General features: G+C 68.9%; 24 protein-coding genes. 5 read left to right on the top strand and 19 right to left on the bottom strand.

Features of this window, described 5'->3' with window-relative positions; genetic code table 11:
• The 3 genes from WC493_RS04145 to WC493_RS04135 form a co-directional block, all read left to right on the top strand.
• Nucleotides 1-339 (top strand): DUF1348 family protein (locus WC493_RS04145; RefSeq protein WP_373062811.1); only part of this gene is annotated, 339 nt, incomplete at its 5' end.
• 1 nt (nt 340) lies between these two features.
• Complete coding sequence (locus tag WC493_RS04140) at nt 341-901, top strand: TetR/AcrR family transcriptional regulator (RefSeq protein WP_373062809.1); 561 nt, start codon at nt 341-343, stop codon at nt 899-901.
• Nucleotides 902-1,062: 161 nt separating this feature from the next.
• Entirely contained in the window at nt 1,063-1,326 is a 264-nt protein-coding gene (locus WC493_RS04135; RefSeq protein WP_373062807.1) for an usg protein, read from the top strand.
• Nucleotides 1,327-1,354: 28 nt separating this feature from the next.
• Here WC493_RS04135 and WC493_RS04130 read toward each other — a convergent pair whose 3' ends face one another.
• Nucleotides 1,355-2,695, bottom strand: coding sequence for a dihydroorotase (locus tag WC493_RS04130; protein WP_373062805.1), 1,341 nt, complete (start codon nt 2,693-2,695; stop codon nt 1,355-1,357).
• A 92-nt stretch (nt 2,696-2,787) separates the two neighbouring features.
• Here WC493_RS04130 and WC493_RS04125 point away from each other — a divergent pair, with 92 nt between their 5' ends.
• The gene (locus tag WC493_RS04125) at nt 2,788-3,819 is read left to right on the top strand and encodes a glycosyltransferase (RefSeq protein ID WP_373062803.1); all 1,032 of its coding nucleotides are present in this window, start codon (nt 2,788-2,790) and stop codon (nt 3,817-3,819) included.
• Here the strand turns inward: WC493_RS04125 and WC493_RS04120 are convergent, their stop codons facing one another.
• The 10 genes from WC493_RS04120 to cobS form a co-directional block, all read right to left on the bottom strand.
• Nucleotides 3,820-5,460 carry a 3-(methylthio)propionyl-CoA ligase gene (locus tag WC493_RS04120; RefSeq protein WP_373062801.1) on the bottom strand — a complete coding sequence of 547 codons (1,641 nt, stop codon included), beginning with the start codon at nt 5,458-5,460 and terminating at the stop codon, nt 3,820-3,822.
• Between the two features lie 96 nt (nt 5,461-5,556).
• Nucleotides 5,557-6,036, bottom strand: a complete 480-nt coding sequence (locus WC493_RS04115) for a GNAT family N-acetyltransferase (RefSeq protein WP_373062799.1) — start codon at nt 6,034-6,036, stop codon at nt 5,557-5,559.
• 78 nt (nt 6,037-6,114) lie between these two features.
• Entirely contained in the window at nt 6,115-6,699 is a 585-nt protein-coding gene (locus WC493_RS04110; RefSeq protein WP_373062797.1) for a DNA-3-methyladenine glycosylase I, read from the bottom strand.
• Between the two features lie 2 nt (nt 6,700-6,701).
• Nucleotides 6,702-7,619 (bottom strand): folate-binding protein YgfZ, encoded by a 918-nt coding sequence (locus tag WC493_RS04105; protein ID WP_373062795.1) that lies wholly within the window; start codon nt 7,617-7,619, stop codon nt 6,702-6,704.
• 71 nt (nt 7,620-7,690) lie between these two features.
• The gene (locus WC493_RS04100; protein ID WP_373062793.1) at nt 7,691-9,445 is read right to left on the bottom strand and encodes a patatin-like phospholipase family protein; all 1,755 of its coding nucleotides are present in this window, start codon (nt 9,443-9,445) and stop codon (nt 7,691-7,693) included.
• A 3-nt stretch (nt 9,446-9,448) separates the two neighbouring features.
• Entirely contained in the window at nt 9,449-10,354 is a 906-nt protein-coding gene (locus tag WC493_RS04095; RefSeq protein WP_373062791.1) for an MBL fold metallo-hydrolase, read from the bottom strand.
• A 60-nt stretch (nt 10,355-10,414) separates the two neighbouring features.
• Nucleotides 10,415-10,843 (bottom strand): type II toxin-antitoxin system VapC family toxin, encoded by a 429-nt coding sequence (locus WC493_RS04090; protein ID WP_373062789.1) that lies wholly within the window; start codon nt 10,841-10,843, stop codon nt 10,415-10,417.
• Entirely contained in the window at nt 10,840-11,079 is a 240-nt protein-coding gene (locus tag WC493_RS04085) for a plasmid stabilization protein (protein ID WP_373062787.1), read from the bottom strand. Before WC493_RS04085 ends, WC493_RS04090 begins: the two co-directional genes overlap by 4 nt.
• A gap of 5 nt (nt 11,080-11,084) precedes the next feature.
• Nucleotides 11,085-11,795, bottom strand: coding sequence for a prepilin peptidase (locus WC493_RS04080; protein WP_373062785.1), 711 nt, complete (start codon nt 11,793-11,795; stop codon nt 11,085-11,087).
• Nucleotides 11,796-11,802: 7 nt separating this feature from the next.
• Nucleotides 11,803-12,570 (bottom strand): adenosylcobinamide-GDP ribazoletransferase, encoded by a 768-nt coding sequence (gene cobS / locus WC493_RS04075; protein ID WP_373062783.1) that lies wholly within the window; start codon nt 12,568-12,570, stop codon nt 11,803-11,805.
• Nucleotides 12,571-12,639: 69 nt separating this feature from the next.
• Between cobS and cobT the strand changes: the two genes are divergently transcribed.
• Nucleotides 12,640-13,662 carry a nicotinate-nucleotide--dimethylbenzimidazole phosphoribosyltransferase gene (gene cobT / locus WC493_RS04070; protein WP_373062781.1) on the top strand — a complete coding sequence of 341 codons (1,023 nt, stop codon included), beginning with the start codon at nt 12,640-12,642 and terminating at the stop codon, nt 13,660-13,662.
• A gap of 44 nt (nt 13,663-13,706) precedes the next feature.
• On the opposite strand, the gene leuB is transcribed toward cobT, so the two are convergent.
• The 8 genes from leuB to ffh all read right to left on the bottom strand — a co-directional run bounded on the left by leuB (nt 13,707) and on the right by ffh (nt 20,591).
• Nucleotides 13,707-14,819 (bottom strand): 3-isopropylmalate dehydrogenase, encoded by a 1,113-nt coding sequence (leuB, locus tag WC493_RS04065; protein WP_373062779.1) that lies wholly within the window; start codon nt 14,817-14,819, stop codon nt 13,707-13,709.
• 20 nt (nt 14,820-14,839) lie between these two features.
• Nucleotides 14,840-15,451 (bottom strand): 3-isopropylmalate dehydratase small subunit, encoded by a 612-nt coding sequence (gene leuD / locus WC493_RS04060; protein ID WP_373062777.1) that lies wholly within the window; start codon nt 15,449-15,451, stop codon nt 14,840-14,842.
• Between the two features lie 10 nt (nt 15,452-15,461).
• Complete coding sequence (gene leuC, locus WC493_RS04055) at nt 15,462-16,865, bottom strand: 3-isopropylmalate dehydratase large subunit (protein ID WP_373062775.1); 1,404 nt, start codon at nt 16,863-16,865, stop codon at nt 15,462-15,464.
• Nucleotides 16,866-17,008: 143 nt separating this feature from the next.
• Nucleotides 17,009-17,395: a 50S ribosomal protein L19 gene (rplS, locus tag WC493_RS04050; protein WP_373062773.1), complete on the bottom strand. Its 387-nt coding sequence runs from the start codon at nt 17,393-17,395 to the stop codon at nt 17,009-17,011.
• A 4-nt stretch (nt 17,396-17,399) separates the two neighbouring features.
• Nucleotides 17,400-18,155, bottom strand: coding sequence for a tRNA (guanosine(37)-N1)-methyltransferase TrmD (gene trmD / locus WC493_RS04045; protein WP_373062771.1), 756 nt, complete (start codon nt 18,153-18,155; stop codon nt 17,400-17,402).
• Entirely contained in the window at nt 18,152-18,739 is a 588-nt protein-coding gene (gene rimM / locus WC493_RS04040) for a ribosome maturation factor RimM (RefSeq protein WP_373062769.1), read from the bottom strand. The genes trmD and rimM overlap by 4 nt, the downstream gene beginning before the upstream one ends.
• 26 nt (nt 18,740-18,765) lie before the next feature.
• Nucleotides 18,766-19,125: a 30S ribosomal protein S16 gene (rpsP, locus tag WC493_RS04035; protein ID WP_373062767.1), complete on the bottom strand. Its 360-nt coding sequence runs from the start codon at nt 19,123-19,125 to the stop codon at nt 18,766-18,768.
• A gap of 53 nt (nt 19,126-19,178) precedes the next feature.
• Nucleotides 19,179-20,591: a signal recognition particle protein gene (gene ffh, locus WC493_RS04030; protein WP_373062765.1), complete on the bottom strand. Its 1,413-nt coding sequence runs from the start codon at nt 20,589-20,591 to the stop codon at nt 19,179-19,181.
• Nucleotides 20,592-20,596 lie beyond the last annotated feature (5 nt).

The raw sequence follows: 20,596 nt of genomic DNA, 5'->3' as shown, positions 1-20,596 counted from the left end.
TGGCGCAACCGGGCCGAATTCGCCACCGGGCGGGACGAGATCGTCGCCCTGCTGACGCGAAAATGGGCGCGCGAGTTGGACTATCGCCTGATCAAGGAATTGTGGAGCCACGACGGCAACCGCATCTCGGTCCGCTTCGTCTATGAATTCCACGACGATTCGGGCACCTGGTTCCGCGCTTACGGCAACGAACAGTGGGAATTCGACGAATCCGGCCTGATGCGCCGGCGCGAGGCCAGCATCAACGAGCGCCCGATCGCCGAGGCGGAGCGCAAGTTCCACTGGCCCCTGGGGCGCCGGCCGGACGACCATCCGGGCCTTTCCGACCTCGGCCTCTGAGATGGCACGACAGATCGCCGAGCGGGCGGAAATCGTGCCCCTGCTCGGCGAAGTCTTCCGCGAACACGGCTACGAGGGCGCCAGCCTCTCCGTGATCGGCAAGGCCACCGGCCTCGGCAAGGGCAGCCTCTATCACTTCTTCCCCGGCGGGAAGGAAGAGATGGCGGCCGCCGTGCTGGCCGAGGTCGACGCCTGGTTCGAAGCCCACATCTACGCCCCCCTGCGCGACGAGACGGATGCCGCCGCGGCCCTCGCCCGCACGACGGAAGCGGTGATCGCCTATTTCCGCAGCGGGCGGCGCGTCTGCCTGGTCGGCGCCTTCGCGCTGGACCAGACGCGCGACCGTTTCGCCGCCGCGATCCGACGCTATTTCGCCCGCTGGGTCGAGGCCCTGGCCGAGGCCCTGACCCGGCTCGGCCGCGATCCGGCCGCGGCCCGGGCGGCGGCGGAGGGCGCCGTCGCCTCGCTCCAGGGCGCCTTGGTGCTGGCCCGCGCGACCGGCGAGCCGGCCCTGTTCGAGCGCGTGGTCCGCCGCGACCTCGCCGCCCTGCTCGCGCCCTGATATTGCACTGCGGTATTTACGGCCGGCGCGGACGTGTTACCATTCCTTTGCAATGATGCCGTTCCATGATCAGGACGCCGCGAATTGGCGGCGTCCCGAATGTCTCAGTCACCCAGAGGTCTTGTCGATGAACTGATGGTTCGATAAACGGGGAGTTCTGCATGAGCGATCTCGCGCGTATGCTGTCCGACTATCGCCTGACGACGGCGGAAATACTCTACCACCTGCCGGATCACCCGAGCCTGCTGCAGAGTTATACTTGGCAAAGGCTCGATCTGGCGCCCCGTTTTCCCGAACTGAAGAAGTTCCTCGACTTCTGGGAAGCCAATCTGGACGGTAAGCTCCATTCCGTGAAGGTGATGAGCAGCCGCATCATCAAGCCGGCCGAATTCCGCAACGTGCAGAATTACTTGACCCTGCACTGAAGCGGGCCAGGGCGGCGCGAAGGGCCCGTCAGGCGAAGGCGGCGGGCACTTCCGAGAAGCGGAGCGGTGCGCCGATCGGTGTGCCCAGCACTTCGCCGTCCTGCATCACCAGATGGCCGCGGATCACCGTGGCCATCGGCCAGCCGGTCACCACGTCGCCCTCGAAGGGGCTCCAACCGCAGCGGCTGGCGAGCCAGTCGGCCGTGATCTCGCGCGTCGCGGAAAGGTCGACCAGGGTGAGGTCGGCGTCGTAACCGACCGCGATCCGTCCCTTGGCGGCCAGGCCGAAGATGCGCTGGGCGCCGGCGCTGGTGAGATCGACCACCCGTTCGAGAGTGAGGCGGCCCTTGGCGGCATGGTCGAGCAACAGGGGCAGCAGGGTCTGCACCCCGGGCATCCCCGAAGGGCTGGCCGGATAGGGCTTGGCCTTCTCTTCCCGCGTGTGGGGTGCGTGGTCGGAGCCGATCACGTCGACGATGCCGGCCCGCACCGCCTCCCACAGGCCGGCGCGGTGATGCTCCTCGCGGATGGGCGGGTTCATCTGGGCGAACGTGCCGAGGCGGCGATAGGCTTCGGGCGCGGCCAGGGTGAGGTGCTGGGGTGTCGTCTCCACCGTCACCAGGTCCTTGTGGCCGGCCAGGAACTCCATCTCTTCCGCCGTGGTGACATGGAGGACGTGGATGCGCCGACCGAGGCGCCGGGCAATGGCGACGGCTCGTTTGGTTGCCAGCAGGGCGGATTCGGCATCGCGCCAATTGCAGTGATCGGCCGGATCGCCCGAATCGGCGATCGCACGGCGTTCCTTCAGGCGGGCCTCGTCCTCGGCATGGACGGCGATGCGCCGCCGCCCGGTCGACAGCACCTTTTCGAGCCCCGCATCCTCGGCGACCAGGAGGGATCCGGTCGATGCCCCCATGAACACCTTGATGCCGGCACAGCCCGGCATCGCCTCCATGGCGGCGAGCGCCCCCATGTTGTCCTCGGTGGCACCGGCATAGAAGGCATGGTCGCACCACATGCGCCCAGCGGCGCGGCGGAGCTTGTCGTCCAGTTCGTCCGGCGTGGTGGTCGAAGGCTTGGTGTTGGGCATCTCGAAGACGGCGGTGACGCCGCCCTTCACCGCCGCCAGGCTGCCGGAGGCGAGGTCTTCCTTCTGTTCGAGGCCGGGCTCGCGGAAATGCACCTGGCTGTCGATCACGCCGGGCAGGACATGCAGGCCGCGGGCGTCGATGCGCGCTCCCGCATCGGCCCGGGAAAGGTCGCCGATCGCCGCGATCCGCCCGCCGCGAATGCCGACATCGGCAACCGCGCGGCCGTTCTGGTTGACGACAGTGCCGCCCGCAACGAGCAGATCGAAGGTCTGAGCCATGTGAAGAATTCCTGAGGGCGGCGGATCCGTTGACCGGCCCGGGACGGCCGTGCCATCTCTGGTACCAGATTCGAGGAAGCCGCGGCACCGATATGCATATCCTGAACGTGATGCTGGGCAAGGGCGCGGGCGGTGTCGAGCAGGCGGCGATAGACTATCACCGCGCGCTGACCGGGCAAGGCCATCGGGTCACCAATGTGACCCGGCCGGGCGCCTGGGTCGACAGCCGCCTCGATGCGCTGGGGGCGGAACGCCTGTCCCTGCCGCATCTCGGCGAATGGGACCCCCTCGCCCGCTACCGCCTGCGCCGGATCATGCGGACGCTGGCGCCCGATGCCGTGATCGCCCATTCCAACCGGGCTCTCGGCCTGTGCACCCTGGCCTCGCGGCGGCGCTGGCCGGTGGTCGCGGTGACCCACAATTACAGCATCCGAAGGGTCGTGCGGGCCGATGCGGCGATGTGCATCACGCGCGACCTCTGCGCCCGAGTGATCGCCCTCGGTCTGCCCGAGGCCCGCGTCTTCCATATTCCCAACATGGTCGAGGTCGACGTGCCGGTGAACGGCCCCGAAGCCCACCACCCGCCGGTGATCGGCAGCATGGGCCGTTTCGTCGCCAAGAAGGGCTTCGACGTCATGATCGACGCCCTCGCCCTGCTGCGGCGGCGCGGCACCGACTTCCGCGCCGTGCTGGGCGGCAGCGGCGAGGGGGAGGCCGAATTGCGCGCGCGGGCGGTGGCGGCCGGCCTCGGCGACAGTCTCGCCTTCGCCGGCTGGATCGACGATCGCGACCGCTTCTTCGCCGGCATCGACCTGTTCTGCCTGCCCTCGCACCACGAGCCCTTCGGCATCGTCGCGATCGAAGCCTTCGCCCATGGCGTCGCCCTGGTCTCGACCGCGTCCGAAGGCCCGCGCGAGATCATCGATGGCGAGAACGGCATTCTGGTGCCGCTGAACGACGCCCCGGCCCTGGCCGAGGCGCTGGCCGCGCTGCTGGCGAACGATGCCCGGCGCGCCGAGGTCGCGGCCGCCGGCCGGCGCGCGGCGGTCGAGACCTATTCGATCGCGGCGGGGGGCCGCCGGCTGTCGGCGGCCCTTTCGGCCCTGCTCGGCCGTACAGCCTGATCAGGCCGCGGTCGAGGTGCCGGGCAGCTTGTAATCCTTGAAATCCTCGCGGAGCTTGGTCTTCAGGAGTTTGCCGGTCGCGGTATGGGGCAGTTCGTCGACGAAGACGATGTCGTCCGGCATCCACCACTTGGCGATCTTGCCGTTGAGGAAGGCCAGCAGCTCTTCACGGCTGACATCCTTGCCGGGCTTGCGCACGACGATCAGCAGCGGACGCTCGTCCCACTTGGGATGGACGACGCCGATCACCGCCGCCTCGGCCACGGCCGGGTGGCCGACCGCGGCGTTTTCGAGATCGATCGACGAGATCCATTCGCCGCCCGACTTGATCACGTCCTTGGCGCGGTCCGTGATCTGCATGAAGCCTTCTTCGTCCAGCGTGGCGACGTCGCCGGTGTCGAAATAGCCGTCGTCGTCCAGGATCACGCCGCCTTCGCCCTTCAGATAGGCGCCGGCGATCCAGGGCCCGCGCACCTTGAGGTGGCCGAAGGCCTTGCCGTCACGCGGCAGTTCCTTGCCGTCGTCGTCGGTGATCTTCATCTCGACGCAGAAGACGGCGCGGCCCTGCTTGCACTGGAGGTCCATGCGCTTTTCGAGCGGCCACTGGTCCATCCCGGCCTTCAACGTGCCGAGGGTACCGAGCGGGCTCATCTCGGTCATGCCCCAGGCGTGGCAGACGGAAACGCCGTATTTGGTCTCGAAAGTCTCGATCATGCTGCGCGGCGCGGCGGAACCGCCGATCACCACCCGCTTCAGGGTGGAGAGCGTCTTGCCCTCGCGTTCCAGATACTGGAGCAGCATGAGCCAGACGGTCGGCACCGCGGCGGTCATGGTGACGCCTTCGGTCTCCAGCAGCTCATAGACGCTGGCACCGTCGAGCGCCGCACCGGGCATGACGATCTTGGCGCCGGCCATGGGCGCGCCATAAGGCATCGACCAGGCATTGGCGTGGAACATGGGGACGACCGGCAGCACCGCATCGGCCGAACGCATGCCGAGCGCATCGGCATTATTGGCCACCATCGAATGCAGCGCGGTCGAGCGGTGCGAATAGAGCACGCCCTTCGGATTGCCCGTGGTACCTGACGTGTAGCAGAGCGAGGACGCCGTGTTCTCGTCGAACTCGGGCCATTCGAAATCGGCCGAGGCGGCCTCGACCAGGTCCTCGTAGCAGAGCGCGTTGGGGATCGTGGTCGTGGGCATGTGGGCCCGGTCGGTCATGATCACGAAGTGGCGGATCGAGGGCAGCTTGGCCGCCAGCTTCTCGACCAGGGGCACGAAGGTGAGATCGAGGAAGAGGGCCTTGTCGTCGGCGTGATTGACGATATAGGCGATCTGTTCGGGGAACAGGCGCGGGTTGATCGTGTGGCAGACCATGCCCGAACCGGAAATGCCGTACCACAGCTCCAGGTGCCGGTAGGTGTTCCAGGCCAGCGTGCCCACGGTATCGCCGAAGCCGAGGCCGAAGCTCTTCAGGACGTTGGCGAGCTGGCGCGAACGGCGCTCACAATCGGCGTAGGTGTAACGGTGGATCGGCCCTTCGACCGTCCGCGTCACGATCTCGCGGTCCTTGTGGTACAGCGCGGCGAACTTGATGAACGACGAGATCAGCAGCTGCCGATCCTGCATCAATCCGAGCATCTCTCTCCCCCGGGGGTTGTTGTCGTGGTCCAGGCCCAGAACAGCACTTAATGTCCCGGCGCCCCAGCGTCAACCGGCGGAGGGCCGCAGCCCCCGTCAAAGAGCGAAAATCGGCATCCCCAACATGGCGGGGAAGGGCAGCGCCGCCGCCTCCGGCCGGATGAATTCGACCCGGCCCCAGACCACGCGGGTCTCGACCCAGCCCTGGGCGCGGTAGAAGGCGCGGCCACCGACATTGTTCAGGTCGCACAGGAGATGGGCGCCGGAACCGAGCCGCCGCGCCGCCGCGGCCAGCAGCAGGGCGCCGGTACCGCAGCCCTGGGCCTCGGGGGCAACGAAGAGCAGCTCGACCTCGCGCTCCAGGCGGCTGAAGGCGACGAAGCCATGCACCCGCCCGCCCCGTTCAGCCACGATCAGATCGAGATCCGCGGTGGCGACGGAATAGTCCTCGAGGGAGAAGCGCTCGGCCGGCAGATCGGGCCGCGCACGCCTCCGGGCAGTCACGAAAATCTCGGCACAGGCGGCTTCGTCGCCCGGCTCCACTGCCCGCAGGCGGAGTTCGTCGGTCTCCGCCATCCTAACCCCCGTCGAAAGAAGGCCCTGGGGCCGTATTCCATCCCTTCGTCGGCGGCCCGGTTATCCGGTACGACCCTGTCAGTTCGGCGCGAAGGCGCAGCCTGCCAGATGATCGTCAACCATGCCGACCGCCTGCATGAAAGCATACACGATCGTCGGCCCGACGAAACGGAAGCCGTAAGCCTTCAGTGCCTTTGAGAGCAACTGTGCTTCCCGGGTCTCAGTCGGCACCTGGGCGGTCGAGGACCAGCGGCTGACCAGCGGTTTGTCACCCACGAAGGACCACAAGAAGCGGCTGAAATCGCCTTCCTTCTTCTCGATTTCGAGGAAGGCGCGGGCATTGCCGATCGTCGCCTCGATCTTGCCGCGGTGGCGCACAATGCCGGGATCGGCCAGGGCGGCCTGGATCTCCGCCTCGCCCCAGCAGGCCAGGCGCTCGGGCGCGAAACCCTCGAAGCGGCTGCGGAAGCCGTCGCGCTTGCGCAGGATAGTGATCCAGGCGAGGCCGGCCTGGAAACCGTCCAGGATCAGCTTCTCGAACAGGGCGCGGGAATCCCGCTCCGCCCGTCCCCATTCCTGGTCGTGATAGGCGACATAGTCGGGCGACGTGCCGCACCAGGGACAGCGCGCCAGGCCGTCGGCGTGAAGGGTCAGACCGGCCATGCTCAGCCCGCCAGGAAAGACGGGCGCACCGGCTCCACCACCAGCTCGCCGGCGGTGAAGACATGGGCGTCGCCTTCGCGTTCCTTCAGGTCGTCGAGGCGCAGCACGGCGAGGCCGATGCCCGCCACGGCGGAACGCATCGCGCCCACTTCCTTGCCGCCCAGCAGGATCGGCGTGTCGGGTGCCGGCGGCTCGGCTGCAGGGTCGAAATGCACGGTATAGAGGCGCTTCCTGATATTGGCCCGGTGTTTGGTGCGCGCCGTCAGCTCCTGGCCGACATAGCAGCCCTTGGTGAAGGAGACGCCGTTCAGCTCCTCGAAATTGTTTTCGAGCAGGAAGCCGCGGTCGACCGCGATGTCGCGCGAACCGTCCGGCACGCCGAGCAGCAGGCGGTGGCGGTCATAGGCCTCGCCCCCCTCGCTCAGGGTCAGGCCGGCGCCGGCGAGGGCCGCCACCACCGCCTCGCGCGGGCCGATCAGGCGGAGCCCGAGCTCGGCCAGCCTGGGATCGACGAAAACCGCGACGCCCGAGTCCAGCACCTTGGTGGTACCGGCGACCGGGGCCAGGCCGAAGGTTTCGGCCACGCCAGGCCCGAAGGCGACGGCGACCACGAGGTCGTCGGCCGGCGCGATGGTCACCTTGGCGCGCAGGCGGTAGACGGTCAGCCGGCGCTGCAGGTCGGCCCGGCGGGCCGCCTCGCAATCGACCAGCACGGCATCGCCCCGGCGCACCATGATCAATTCGTGCAGGAACTTGCCTTGGGGTGTCAGCAGGGCGGCATAGAGCGCGTGCTCCGCCGTCAGCTTCTGCACGTCGTTGGAGACGAGGCCCTGGAGGAAGCTCTCGGTATCGGCCCCGGCGAGCGCCAGCACGGCACGGTGCGGCAGCAGCGAGGCCACGGTTTCGCTGGAATCTGTCATCTCACGAGCGTCCCGCAGGGCGACGCCTCAAGTCAAGTGCGCCCCTGGCAACCCCCACCCCCGCGGATCCCTCATCGCCCGAAGACGGTGGCGGGCGCCCGCGCCAATTCGGCAGTGACATGAGATTCGCCGATCGCCGCGGCACGGTCGAAGGCTTCCCAATCCAGGAAATCGACCCCGGCGACCGGCGGCTTCAGCAAGAGGTCGGCGCCCGCTTGTTTCAGCCGGCTGGCCGGCGCCTTCACCGTGCCGGCACGCAGCAGGATCTGCAGGATCGAGGGCATCCGGGGCCGGCGGCGACGGAACAGGCGCTCGAACAGCGTCTCCTCCGGCAGGGCGCCCGGGGCGGCGAAGGCCGGCGCCTCGCCCACATCGATCGCGATCACCGGCCCCCGGCCCAGGCCGCGCATGGGCGTGACCGGCAGATTGTCGAGCACACCGCCGTCGGCGAAGACTTCGCCGTCGCCGTTCACCCAAGGCGGCATGACGCCGGGGATCGCCACGCTGGCGCGCAGCCACTGCCAGAGAAGCCCACGCCGATGCACCGCCAGCGTGCCCCGGGTCAGATTGGTCGAGACGCAGAAATAGGGCAGCCACAGGTCTTCGATGCGGCGCTCGCCAAAGGCTTCCTGGAGCCGGCGGCTGACCTTCCGCCCGGCGGTCAAAGCGACCAGGGGCAGGGTGAAGTCGTTGACCGGATTCGAGTCGACGAAGGCGCGGCGAAGCCGGGGCTCGGCCTCGAAGGCTTCCCATTTCATGGCGGCGCCGGCGCCCACGATCGCGCCCATGGAACAGCCGCCCACCATGTCGATCGGCACGCCGGCCTTGGAAAAGGCCCGAAGCGCGCCAAGATGGGCGAAGCCCCGCGCCCCGCCGCCCGACAGCACGAGACCGACCGCATGGCCGGTCAACTGCCGGGCCAGGCGCGCGGCATCGGCCCAGACCCCGACCCGGACATGGTGGTGCAGCCCGACATGGCGCCCGCCCAGGAAGGCCGCGGTGCCGCCGGGCGAGATACGGTCGGCCGGATGCAGCAGCACCAGTTCGAGGGCGAGGCCGCGTTCGCCCGCGACCGCTTCCAGCGGATGGCGCAGGCGGGCGTCGGCGGTATCGTCCGCCTCGACCACGACGATGGCGAGATCGGCTTGGCGGAGGCACAGGCGGCTCCACGGCCCGGCCGTCTCGTCGGCCTGATAGAGCACGAAATCATGGCCCGCCTCGACGTCGTGGAACCATTCGGTCTGATGCCCGCCGCCTTCGCCCTCACCGATCTCAGCGACCGAGCCGAACAGCCGCATGGCCCGCGCCAGGTCGCGGCGCAGCGCCGTGCAGTCGCGCAGGCCGCCGAGGGGCAGCAGGGCGACGGTGCGGGGCCGGGGCGGCGGATCGTCCGCCGGGCGGTCCTGCATGGTTTCGAGACGGGTGACGATCTGCCGGGTCAGACCCAGCATGGCGCCCGGGTGGCGCCGCACCAATTCCTCGAAACCGTCGCGGTCGAGGCGCAGCACTTCGCAGTCCCGCTCGGCGACGACCGAGGCGGAACGCGGCCGCCCGGTGATCAGGGCCATTTCGCCCACCACTTCGTCGGCACGGATGCGGGCGATGCGCCGTTTCACCCCGTCGGCCGCGACGCGCAGCACCGAGAGCGAGCCGCGCAGCACGACATAGAGGGCGTCGCCCACCTCGCCCTGGGCGAACAGGACATGGCCGCCGGGCAGGCTGAACCATTCGCCATGCTCGACCACCGCCGCCCGCTCCCCGGGCGAGAGGCCGGCGAAGAGGGGCACGCCGTCGAGCAGGGTTTCAGTCTCGGCGGGCGCGTCCATCCCCTACCTCAGGTGCCAGCGGGCGGCGATGGAGGCGCCTTCCTCGGTCCCGACCAAGCCACGGTCGAGAAGATCCAGGAGATGGGCGAAGGTCGAGCGCGCGGCGGCCGGGTAGAGCCCGGGGTCGACCGCGGCATAGATCACCGGCACCAGTTCGGCGATGGTCGCCGGCCCCTTGGCCAGGAGGCCGGTGATCTGCCCCTCGCGTTCGCGCCGGTGGGCGATGAAGGCGGCGACATGGGGCTTCGGCGCGGTGATGGCGGGGCCGTGGGTCGGCCAATAGACCGCGTCGTCGCGTGCCAGGAGCTTGTCCAGGCTCGCCATATAGTCGCGCATGTCGCCGTCGGGCGGCATGATCACGCTGGTCGACCAGCCCATGACGTGGTCGCCGGAGAACAGCGCCCGCGCCTCGCGCCAGGCGAAGCAGAGATGGTTCGAGGTATGGCCCGGCGTATGCACCGCCTCGATCGTCCAGCCGGGACCGGCCACCACGTCGCCGTCGCCGAGCTTCACATCGGGCACGAAGGCCCGGTCGCCGTCCTGCACCGCCGCCTCGCCCGCCGCTTCCCGCCGGCCGGAGCCATGGGGGCCGTAGCCGTGGGTTGGAGCGCCGGTGGCCGCCTTCAGGGGCGCGGCGCCGGGCGAATGGTCGGTATGGGTGTGGGTGACCAGGATATGGCTCACCGTCTCGCCGGAGAGGCCGGCCAGCAGGGCCTCGATATGGGCGGCATCGTCCGGCCCGGGATCGATCACCGCGACCCGTCCCTCCCCCACGACATAGGTGCCGGTGCCATGGAAGGTGAAGGACGAGGGATTGCGCGCCACGATCCGGCGCAGGCCGGGCGCCACCGGCTCCAGCCTGCCGTATTCGAAGCTCATGTCGCGCCGGTAGGGGATTTCCACCGCCATCGTCTCTCTCCTCCCTCGAACCATTCTATATCGCTGGCGGCGCCGTGCCATCTGCCGCTCTCACGGCAGCGAAGCGCGCCAGGGGTCGACGACCGTCAGCCCGGCCGCCTCGAAGGGGGCGGCATCCCGTGTCGCCACCATCAGGCCATGGGCGGCGGCGATGGCGGCGATATAGCCGTCCGCGGTCGCGATCGCCTTGCCTGCGGCCCGGGCGCGCGCCCTGATGGCGCCGTAGGCCGCCGCCGCGGCACTGTCGAAGGCGAGCAGCCGATCCTGGAACAGCGGCACGATCTGCTCGTCGAGGCTGCGGCGCAGGAATTCCTTGCGCCGGCCGTCCGCCAGCGCGGCGATGCCGGACTGCAGCTCGGCCAGGCTGATCGTCGACAGATACAGCGTGTCGATCGCCTGGGCGTCGAGCCAGGCGAGGACGGCCGGATCCGGATCGCGCCGCAGCGGCTCCGAGACGACATTGGTGTCGAGCAGGATCATCGAAGGTCGATCGGCTCGCTCGCCTCGACCCGCCGTTCGATCTCGAGGTCGACGCCGCCGACCTCGCGCCCGATCGCCGCCAGAAGCGAACCCAGGCGGACCCGCTCGGCCGGTCTCACAGCGGTTTCGAGAATGTCGCGGACCTCGGCCTCGGTGCTGCGGCCGTGACGCGCCGCCCGCACCTTGAGTGCCCGATGCGTCTCTTCCGAGAGATTGCGGATGGTCAAGGTGGGCAATGCTGTCATCCGAAGAAAAATGCTGTCATTGCAGGCAGGATAGCGGATTCCGACAGCGCCTCAACCGGTTTCGACCCCGGCGACCCCAGGATCAGCAAGAGCATCGCCCCCGCCAGCAGGCCCGGCCCGAAGGGCGGGTCGTCGGCCAGGCGGCGCAGCACCAGGGCGGCGGCACCGGCGAGCGCGGTGACGATGCTGGCGGCCAGGAAGCACCAGATCAGGCCGATCGGGCCGAGCCAGATGCCGAGGCCGGCGACCAGCTTGACGTCGCCGAGGCCGAGGCCCGCCCGCCCGCGCACCAGGCCGTAGAGGGCGCCGAAGCCCCAGAGCAGGGCGGCACCGCCGGCCCCGGTCGCCGCCCCCTCGATCAACCGTCCGCCGGCCGCGGCATCCGCGATTCCGAGCAGGCCGATCGCCAGCGACCATTCGTTGGGAATGCGGCGATGGGTGAAGTCGAAGGCGATGGTCGAACAGGCGATCGCCCCGAAGACCACCAGGGCGGCACCGTGAGGCTCGACCCCGAAACGCCAGAGCGCCGCCGCCCCGAAGCCGCCCGCCGCCAGGATCCAGACAGGGCCGAGCGGCGGCACGGGAAGCTCCCGCGCCCTGGCCAGCGCCAGGGTCACCCGCCAGGCGACGAAGCCGGCGAGCAGGCCGAGGCAGGCCCCGAACCAGGGATAGAAGGGCTCCAGGGGAAAGAGCGGAATATCGGACATGGTCGTATCAGACGTGGCCCGCCGCCGCGGCCAGGACCGCGACCAGGGCGATGCTGGCCGCGGCGCCCAGCACGTCGCCGGTATAGCCGCCCAACTTCTCCCGCGCCACCGCCGCCACGGCGAGGCCGGCCGCCGCGGCCGCCGCCGTCGCCGCGATCACGCCGAAGCCGAGGCCGACGATGCCGATGCCGAGGGCGATCACCACCGCGCTCCAGCCCCGGTCGGCCGAAAGCGGGCCGAGGCTGGCGCCGAGCCCGTCCTTCCGCGCCGGCTCCAGCAGGGCGAGGGGGATCAGCAGCGCCACCCGAGCCGCCGCATCGGCCGCGATCACTGCCCCGGCCAGGGTCCAGAAGCCGGCTTCCGCCAGGCTCGCCAGGGCGAAGAGGCGGGCGGTCAGAGAGGCCCAGAGGGCGATCGCACCGAAGGAGCCGATCCGGCTGTCCCGCATGATGGCGAGGCGCGTCTCGCGGTCGCGGCCGCCGAGCCCATCGGCCAGATCGGCCAGCCCGTCCTCGTGGAAGCCGCCGGTCGTTGCCACTTCGGCCAGGATCACCAGGAGGGCGAGGCCATAGGGGCCGAAGCCGAACAACGTGCCGACGGCCGCCACCGCGACGGCGACCAGACCGACAGTGGCGCCCGCCAGGGGAAAGGCCCAGACCGCGCGGCCGAGGGCGCCCGGCGCCATCGCCGGCAGGGTGCCGACCGGCAGCCGGCTGAACAGGCCGAGCACCAGGCGGAAATCGTCGAGCGGTCGGGTCGGGAGAGGGTCCTGCATTTTCACGCTTCTTCGCCGGGCCGTCATTGGCTACTGCTGGGGCCCTTCCCGACCCTGACAGTTTTGGCCATGACGATCAAACCACCCGTCGATTTCGCCGATTTCCACCGCCTGGTGGCGAGCCTTCCTGCCGGTGACGAGGCGGCGGCAGCCGCCGCGACCGCCCGCGACGCGGTGCTGACCAAGCCGCCGGGCGCCCTCGGCCGGCTCGAATCACTTGCGGTCTGGCTGGCGCGCTGGCAGGGCCGGGCTCGGCCCCGGGCGGAATCGGTGAAGGTCGCAGTCTTCGCCGGCAACCACGGCATCGCCGCAGCCGGCGTCTCGCCCTTTCCGGCCACGGTGACGGCCCAGATGGTGGCCAATTTCGCTGCCGGGGGCGCCGCCATCAATGCGCTGGCGCGCGGCATCGGCGCCGAACTCACCGTCGTGCCCCTGGAGCTCGACCGGCCGACGGCCGATTTCCGCGACCGCCCGGCGCTGGACGAGGGCGAATTCATCGCCGCCGTCGCCGCCGGCTTCGCCGTGGTGACCGAGGGGATCGACCTTCTCTGCATCGGCGAGATGGGAATCGGCAATACGACGGCCGCCGCCGCCCTCTGCGCCGGCCTGTTCGGCGGCGATGCCGCCGGCTGGGTCGGCCCCGGCACGGGTGCGACCGGCCCGGTGCTGGCAGCCAAGATCGCCGCGGTCGAAACCGCCGCCGCCTTCCACCGGGCAGCGACGCGCGATCCGCTCGACCTTGCGCGCCGGCTGGGCGGGCGGGAATTGGCCGCCATGCTGGGCGCCTGCCTGGCCGCGCGCCTCGCCCGGATACCTGTGGTGCTTGACGGTTACGTCACGACGGCGGCGGTCGCCCCGCTCGCCCTGGTGACCCCGGGTGGCCTCGACCATGTGGTGGCGGGTCACTGCTCGGCCGAGCCGGCGCATCGCCGGCTGCTCGAACGCCTGAGCCTGGCGCCCCTGCTCGACCTCGGCATGAGGCTCGGCGAAGCCTCGGGTGCCGCCTTGGCCGCCGCGGTGGTCAAGGCCGCGGCGCGCACCCATGACGAGATGGCGAGCTTCGCCGAAGCCGGCGTCGACGGGAAGGAATAGGATCGTACCGCGGCCGGGTCCACCCCGGCCGCGGTCGCGACAGATCAGGCCGCGAGCTTGTCCAGGGCGCGGACGATCGATTCGCCCATCACGCCGGTCGAAACCTTGGCCATGCCGGGCTGCATGATGTCGCCGGTGCGAAGGCCGCCGGCCAGCACGTTCTCGACCGCCTTTTCGAGGAGGTCGGCCTCGGTCCCGAGGTTGAACGAATAGCGGAGCGCCATGCCGAACGACAGCAGGGTGGCGATCGGATTGGCCATTTCCTTGCCCGCGATATCCGGGGCCGAGCCGTGCACCGGCTCGTACATTGCCTTCCGCTTGCCGTTGGCGTCGGCCGCGCCGAGCGAGGCCGAGGGCAGCATGCCGAGGGAGCCGGTCAGCATGGCGGCGCAGTCCGACAGGATGTCGCCGAACAGGTTGTCGGTCACGATGACGTCGAACTGCTTCGGATTGCGCACCAGCTGCATGGCGCAGTTGTCGGCATACATGTGCGAAAGCTCGACGCCCGGGAATTCGTGGTCGTGCACGAAGGTCACTTCCTCACGCCACAGGATGCCCGATTCCATGACGTTGGCCTTTTCGGACGACGTCACCTTGTTGTTGCGCTTGGTCGCGATGTCGAAGGCGACGCGGGCGACGCGGCGGATTTCTTCGGTCGTGTAGACCTGGGTGTTCACGCCCCGGCGCGAACCGTCGGGCAGGGTCTCGATGCCGCGCGGCGTGCCGAAATAGACGCCGCCGGTGAGTTCCCGCACGATCATGATGTCGAGGCCGCGCACCACGTCCGGCTTCAGGGTCGAGGCTTCGACCAGAGCGTCGAAGCACATCGCCGGGCGCAGGTTGGCGAACAGGCCGAGGTCCTTGCGCAGGCGAAGCAGGCCGCGTTCCGGCTTCACCTCGAAGGGCAGGCTGTCCCACTTCGGCCCGCCCACGGCAGCCAGCAGCACGGCGTCGGCGTCGAGCGCCAGCTTCATGGTCTCGTCGGTGATCGGCTTGCCGCAATCGTCGATCGAGGCGCCGCCCACGAGGGCTTCCTCGATCGCGAATTCGATGCCGCGGCGCTTGGCCAGCCAGTCGATGACGCGGCGGACTTCGCGCATCACTTCGGGGCCGATGCCGTCGCCCGGCAGAATCAGGAGCTTGCCGATGGTGGCCATTCTGTCTTTCCTTGAACGGATTATGCGTAGAGCCAGGGCTGCGAGAGCTTCTGGCGAGCCTCGAAATCGTCGATCTTCGGCTTCTTCACGAGCGTCAGGCCGATGTCGTCGAGGCCGTTCAGCAGGCAATGCTTGCGGAAGGGATCGATGTCGAAATGGATCTTGCCGCCGTCCGGCCCGGTGATTTCCTGGGCTTCGAGGTCGACGGTGACGATGGCGTTCGAGCCGCGCTTGGCGTCGTCCATCAGGAGATCGACCTGCTCCTGCGGCAGGATGATCGGCAGGATGCCGTTTTTGAAGCAGTTGTTGTAGAAAATGTCGGCATAGCTCGGCGCGATGACGCAGCGGATGCCGAAATCGAGGATCGCCCAGGGGGCGTGCTCGCGGCTCGATCCGCAGCCGAAATTGGCGCCCGCGACCAGGATCTGCGCCTTCCGCCAAGCCGGCTGGTTCAGCACGAAATCCGGGTTTTCGGCACCCTTGTCGTCATAGCGCATCTCGGCGAAGAGATTCACCCCGAGGCCGGTGCGCTTGATCGTCTTCAGGAACTGCTTGGGGATGATCATATCGGTGTCGATATTGATCAGCGGCAGCGGTGCGGCGACGCCGGTGAGCTTCTTGAAGGGTTGCATGGCTGCCTCCTCAGAGCTTGCGGATGTCGGCCAGATGGCCGGTGACGGCGGCGGCGACGGCCATGGCCGGGCTCACCAGATGGGTACGGCCACCGCGGCCCTGACGGCCCTCGAAATTGCGGTTCGAGGTCGAGGCGCAGCGCTCGCCCGGCTCCAGCCGGTCGGCATTCATGGCGAGGCACATGGAACAACCCGGTTCCCGCCACTCGAAGCCGGCTTCGAGGAAGATCTTGTCCAGGCCCTCGGCTTCGGCCTGTTCCTTCACCAGGCCCGAGCCCGGCACCACCATGGCGCCGACATGGGCGGCGACCTTGCGGCCCTTGGCGACGGCGGCGGCGGCACGCAGGTCCTCGATCCGCCCGTTGGTGCAGGAGCCGATGAAGACGCGGTCGATCTTCACCTGCTCGAGCGGCGTGCCCGGGGTCAGGCCCATGTAGGCGAGCGAGCGTTCGATCGCGACCCGCTTGCCCTCGTCGGCGACATCGGCCGGGTTCGGCACGCTGGCCGTGATCGGCAGCACGTCTTCGGGGCTGGTGCCCCAGGTCACCTGCGGCACGATCTCGGCGGCGTCGAGGAAGATTTCCTTGTCGAAATGGGCGCCCGGATCGGTCGCCAGCGTCTTCCAATAGAGCACCGCCTGCTCGAAGGCCCCGGCCTTGGGCGCGCGCGGCTTGCCGGCGACATAGGCGAAGGTCGTCTCGTCCGGCGCGATCAGGCCGGCGCGGCCGCCCGCCTCGATCGTCATGTTGCAGACGGTCATGCGGCCTTCCATCGAGAGGCCGCGGATCGCCGAGCCGGCGAATTCCACGACGTAACCCGTGGCGCCCGCGGTGCCGATCTTGCCGATGATGGCGAGCACGATGTCCTTCGCCGTCACACCGGCGCCGAGCGGGCCGTCGACCGTGATCCGCATGTTCTTGGAACGCTTCTGGATCAGGGTCTGGGTCGCCAGCACGTGCTCGACCTCGGAGGTGCCGATGCCGAAGGCGAGCGAGCCAAAGGCGCCATGGGTCGCGGTGTGGCTGTCGCCGCAGACGATGGTCTGGCCCGGCTGGGTCAGGCCCTGTTCCGGCCCGACGATATGGACGATGCCCTGGCGGATGTCGTCCATGGCCAGATATTCGACGCCGAATTCCTTGCAGTTGGCTTCCAGCGTCGAGACCTGCAGCGCGCTCTCGGGATCGGCGATGCCCTTGGAACGGTCGGTCGTCGGCACGTTATGGTCGGGCACCGCCAGGGTGGCTTCCGGGCGGTGGACCTTGCGGTGCGTCATGCGCAGGCCCTCGAAGGCCTGGGGGCTCGTCACCTCGTGCACGAGATGCCGGTCGATGTAGAGGAGGCCGGTGCCGTCCTCCGCCATGTCGACCAGGTGGCTGTCCCAGATCTTGTCATAGAGCGTGCGCGGAGCGGACATCGGACCTTTTCCTCTGACAATGCTGCGTCATTCCGGGCCGGGGACCGGAATCCGCCGCCACGAGGACAGGGCCTCGCGGCATGCGATCCCGCACGGCCGCCGATGCGGCCGCCGGGACGACGGACCTTTTATAACGCGGGCGATTACTCGCCCTTGGCGCCTTCGCGACGGTCGACCTTCTCGACGATACGGGCCGACTTGCCGCGACGATCACGCAGATAGTAGAGCTTCGCACGGCGGACCTTGCCGCGGCGCACGACTTCGATCGAGTCGAGGCGCGGGGAGAACAGCGGGAACACGCGCTCCACGCCTTCGCCGTAGGAGATCTTGCGCACGGTGAAGGAAGCGTTGGCGCCCTTGTTGTTGCGGGCGATGACGACGCCTTCGAAGGCCTGGATACGCTCGCGGGTACCTTCGACAACCTTCACGTTGACCTTCACGGTGTCGCCGGGGCGGAAGACCGGGATGGTCTTGCCTTCGGTGACCGCCGCGATCTGCTCGGCTTCGAGCTGGTCGATGATGTTGGCCATGGGTTCAGTCCTTTCGAGAAACGGAAATGGGGTTCTGTTGGTTCGGTCGCAATCCCCGGCCCCCGGCCAGGTAGCGCGACCAGAGGTCGGGACGGCGCTCGCGCGTGAGCTCTTCGGCCTGCTCGCGGCGCCAGGAATCGATGCGGCCGTGATGCCCGGAGAGGAGGACGTCCGGCACGCGCCGGCCCTCCCATTCGGTCGGCCGCGTGTAATGCGGATATTCGAGGAGGTCGCCGGTGAAGCTCTCCTCCGCCAGGGTCTCGGCCGCGCCCATGACACCGGGCAGCAGCCTGACCACGGCGTCGATCAGGCAGAGCGCCGCCGGCTCCCCGCCCGAGAGGACGAAATCGCCGATCGACACTTCTTCGAGGCCACGGCCGTCGATCACCCGCTGGTCGACGCCTTCGAAGCGCCCACACAGGAGGACGGCACCCGGCCCCTCGGCCAGGTCGCGTACTCGCGCCTGGTCGAGCGGTTTGCCGCGCGGCGAGAGATAGAGACAGGGGGCCCCCTCGAAGCCCTGGCGCACGGCATCGATGGCCCGGCCCAGGACATCGGGTTTCATCACCATGCCCGGCCCGCCGCCGGCCGGGGTATCGTCGACCATGCGGTGGCGATCCTCGGCGAAGCTGCGGATATCGGTCGCCTCGATCCGCCAGAGACCGCGTTCCAAGGCCCTGCCGGCCAGGGAATGGCCGAGCGGGCCCGGGAACATCTCCGGGAAGAGGGTGAGCACGCGGGCAGTCCAGGGCGCGGTCATTCGGCGCCCCCTTCTGCCTCGGGCTCTTCGAGCCAACCTTCGGGCGGCACCGCGACCACTTTGCCCGCCTTGAGGTCGACCGTCGGCACGACCTCGCGGGTGAAGGGCAGATAGGCGAAACCGCCCTCTGCCAGGGCGACGTCGAGCATGTCACCGGCGCCGAAATCCTGGATCGCCACGATTTTGCCGATCGCCTGGCCGGCCGCATCCACCACGGCGAGACCGATCAGGTCGGCGTGATAGAATTCGTCCTCGTCCTCGGTCGCCGGCAGGTTGGCGCGCGGCACATGGAGGCGGGAGCCGCGCAATGCTTCGGCCGCATTGCGGTCGGCGACACCTTCGATCCTGGCGATCACCGCCCCGCCCTGGACGCGGATCGGGGTCAGCTTCAGGAGCCGCCCCTTCTCGGTCGTCAGCGGGCCATAGGCGCCGACCGCCATCGGGTCTTCGGTGAAGGGTTTCACCTTCACCTCGCCCCGGATGCCATGGGCCCCGGCGATGGCACCCACGCAGACAAAATCCCGCCCTTCCACCGCGACGGGGGTCGCGGTGCCGGCAGCGGGGGTCTTCGCGGGGGAAACCATGACGGAACCCAGGTCGTTACGCTAGATCAAGCCTCGGCAGCCGCAGCCGCGGCGGCTTCGGCGGCGGCCTTGGCGCGCTCCTGGGCCTTGGCCTTGGGGGTCGACTTCTTCGGGGTCTCGGAAACCGCCGGCATCGGGGCGATGCCCTTGTAGCCGAGGAACTTGGCGACGCGGTCGGACGGCTGGGCGCCCTGGGCGAGCCAGTACTTCACGCGTTCCGCGTCGATCGTGATGCGCTCGGCGTGGTCGACCGGCAGCAGGGGGTTGTAGGTGCCGAGGCGCTCGATGAAGCGGCCGTCGCGGGGCGAGCGGGAATTGGCGACCACGATCCGGTAGTAGGGCCGCTTCTTGGCGCCGCCGCGCGACAGGCGAATGGAGATCGACATGAACTGTTCCTCTTCGTCGTATTCGATGGGTGTGATGGTTGATATGGTTGGGATTACTTCAGGCCGCCGGGCGGGAAACCACCGCCAGGACCGCCGAAACCGCCGGGCGGCATAGCGCCGCCGAAAAGCGCGCCGAGGCCGCCGCGCATCAAGCCCTTCTTCCCGAGCTTGGCCATGCGCTTCATCATGTCGGCCATCTGCTGATGCTGTTTGAGCAGCTTGTTCACTTCCTGCACCGTGGTGCCGGAACCCTTGGCGATGCGGACCTTGCGCTTCGCCTGGATGATCTGGGGGTTCTTGCGCTCCTTCGGCGTCATCGAGGAGATGATCGCTTCCTGGCGCTTGATCGCCTTGTCGTCGATATTGGCCTTGGAGAGCTGGTCCTTCATCTTGGCGACGCCGGGCAGCATGGCCAACATGCCCTGCATGCCGCCCATCTTGCGCATCTGCTTCAGCTGCTGCGACAGGTCGTCCAGGTCGAAACTGCCCTTGGCCAGCTTCGCCGCCATCTTCTCGGCTTCGCGCTGGTCGATCGTCTCGGCCGCCTTTTCGACCAGCGAGACGATGTCGCCCATGCCGAGGATGCGGTTGGCGATACGGTCGGCGTGGAAGAGTTCCAGCGCCTCCAGCTTTTCGCCCGTACCCATCAGCTTGATGGGAACGCCGGTGACCGCGCGCATCGACAGCGCCGCACCGCCGCGGCCGTCGCCGTCGATACGGGTCAGTGCGATCGAAGTCAGGCCGATCCGGTCGTTGAACTGCTTGGCGACGGTGACCGCGTCCTGGCCGGTCAGACTGTCGGCCACCAGGATGATCTCATGCGGGCCGGCCTCGCGCTTGACCGCCTCGTTCTCCTGCATCAACGCTTCGTCGATGTGCAGGCGGCCGGCGGTGTCGAGCAGGACGACGTCGTAACCCTGGAGGCGGGCCGCGGTCATCGCCCGCTTGGCGATGTCGACCGGAGTCTGCCCCACGATGATCGGCAGGGTGGCCACCCCCGCCTGCTCGCCCAGGACCTTCAGCTGCTCTTGCGCCGCCGGACGGCGGGTGTCGAGCGAGGCCATCAGGACTTTCTTCTTGTCCCGGTTGGTCAGCCGATAGGCGATCTTGGCCGTGGTGGTGGTCTTGCCCGAGCCCTGCAGGCCGACCATCATGATCGGCACGGGCGCGGGGGCATTCAGGTCGATCTCGGGGTCCTGCTCGCCGCCCAGCACGTCGACCAGATGGTCGTGGACGATCTTGATGACCATCTGCCCGGGGGTGACCGAGCGGACGACGTCCTGGCCGATCGCCTTTTCCTTGACCGCGGCGACGAAGTCCTTGACCACGGGCAGGGCGACGTCGGCCTCGAGCAGGGCGAGGCGGACTTCGCGCATGGCCTCCGCGACGTCGGAATCGGTCAGCGCGCCCTTTTTCGTGAGGCGGCTGAAGACGTCGGACAGGCGATCGGAAAGGCTCTCGAACATGCTCT

Origin of the sequence: Zavarzinia sp. (assembly GCF_041650655.1) — a bacterium.
Taxonomy (GTDB): Bacteria; Pseudomonadota; Alphaproteobacteria; order Zavarziniales; family Zavarziniaceae; genus Zavarzinia.
The sequence above is the reverse complement of the archived record's forward strand: the minus strand, read 5'-3'. Positions and strand labels throughout refer to the sequence as shown.

Bases quoted from the DNA above. Each gene is read 5' to 3' on its own strand.
- WC493_RS04140 (WP_373062809.1), top strand. From the start codon at position 341: ATGGCACGACAGATCGCCGAGCGGGCGGAAATCGTGCCCCTGCTCGGC.
- WC493_RS04135 (WP_373062807.1), top strand. From the start codon at position 1,063: ATGAGCGATCTCGCGCGTATGCTGTCCGACTATCGCCTGACGACGGCG.
- WC493_RS04130 (WP_373062805.1), bottom strand. From the start codon at position 2,695: ATGGCTCAGACCTTCGATCTGCTCGTTGCGGGCGGCACTGTCGTCAAC.
- WC493_RS04125 (WP_373062803.1), top strand. From the start codon at position 2,788: ATGCATATCCTGAACGTGATGCTGGGCAAGGGCGCGGGCGGTGTCGAG.
- WC493_RS04120 (WP_373062801.1), bottom strand. From the start codon at position 5,460: ATGCTCGGATTGATGCAGGATCGGCAGCTGCTGATCTCGTCGTTCATC.
- WC493_RS04115 (WP_373062799.1), bottom strand. From the start codon at position 6,036: ATGGCGGAGACCGACGAACTCCGCCTGCGGGCAGTGGAGCCGGGCGAC.
- WC493_RS04110 (WP_373062797.1), bottom strand. From the start codon at position 6,699: ATGGCCGGTCTGACCCTTCACGCCGACGGCCTGGCGCGCTGTCCCTGG.
- WC493_RS04105 (WP_373062795.1), bottom strand. From the start codon at position 7,619: ATGACAGATTCCAGCGAAACCGTGGCCTCGCTGCTGCCGCACCGTGCC.
- WC493_RS04100 (WP_373062793.1), bottom strand. From the start codon at position 9,445: ATGGACGCGCCCGCCGAGACTGAAACCCTGCTCGACGGCGTGCCCCTC.
- WC493_RS04095 (WP_373062791.1), bottom strand. From the start codon at position 10,354: ATGGCGGTGGAAATCCCCTACCGGCGCGACATGAGCTTCGAATACGGC.
- WC493_RS04090 (WP_373062789.1), bottom strand. From the start codon at position 10,843: ATGATCCTGCTCGACACCAATGTCGTCTCGGAGCCGCTGCGGCGCGAT.
- WC493_RS04080 (WP_373062785.1), bottom strand. From the start codon at position 11,795: ATGTCCGATATTCCGCTCTTTCCCCTGGAGCCCTTCTATCCCTGGTTC.
- cobS (WP_373062783.1), bottom strand. From the start codon at position 12,570: ATGCAGGACCCTCTCCCGACCCGACCGCTCGACGATTTCCGCCTGGTG.
- cobT (WP_373062781.1), top strand. From the start codon at position 12,640: ATGACGATCAAACCACCCGTCGATTTCGCCGATTTCCACCGCCTGGTG.
- leuB (WP_373062779.1), bottom strand. From the start codon at position 14,819: ATGGCCACCATCGGCAAGCTCCTGATTCTGCCGGGCGACGGCATCGGC.
- leuD (WP_373062777.1), bottom strand. From the start codon at position 15,451: ATGCAACCCTTCAAGAAGCTCACCGGCGTCGCCGCACCGCTGCCGCTG.
- leuC (WP_373062775.1), bottom strand. From the start codon at position 16,865: ATGTCCGCTCCGCGCACGCTCTATGACAAGATCTGGGACAGCCACCTG.
- rplS (WP_373062773.1), bottom strand. From the start codon at position 17,395: ATGGCCAACATCATCGACCAGCTCGAAGCCGAGCAGATCGCGGCGGTC.
- trmD (WP_373062771.1), bottom strand. From the start codon at position 18,155: ATGACCGCGCCCTGGACTGCCCGCGTGCTCACCCTCTTCCCGGAGATG.
- rimM (WP_373062769.1), bottom strand. From the start codon at position 18,739: ATGGTTTCCCCCGCGAAGACCCCCGCTGCCGGCACCGCGACCCCCGTC.
- rpsP (WP_373062767.1), bottom strand. From the start codon at position 19,125: ATGTCGATCTCCATTCGCCTGTCGCGCGGCGGCGCCAAGAAGCGGCCC.
- ffh (WP_373062765.1), bottom strand. From the start codon at position 20,591: ATGTTCGAGAGCCTTTCCGATCGCCTGTCCGACGTCTTCAGCCGCCTC.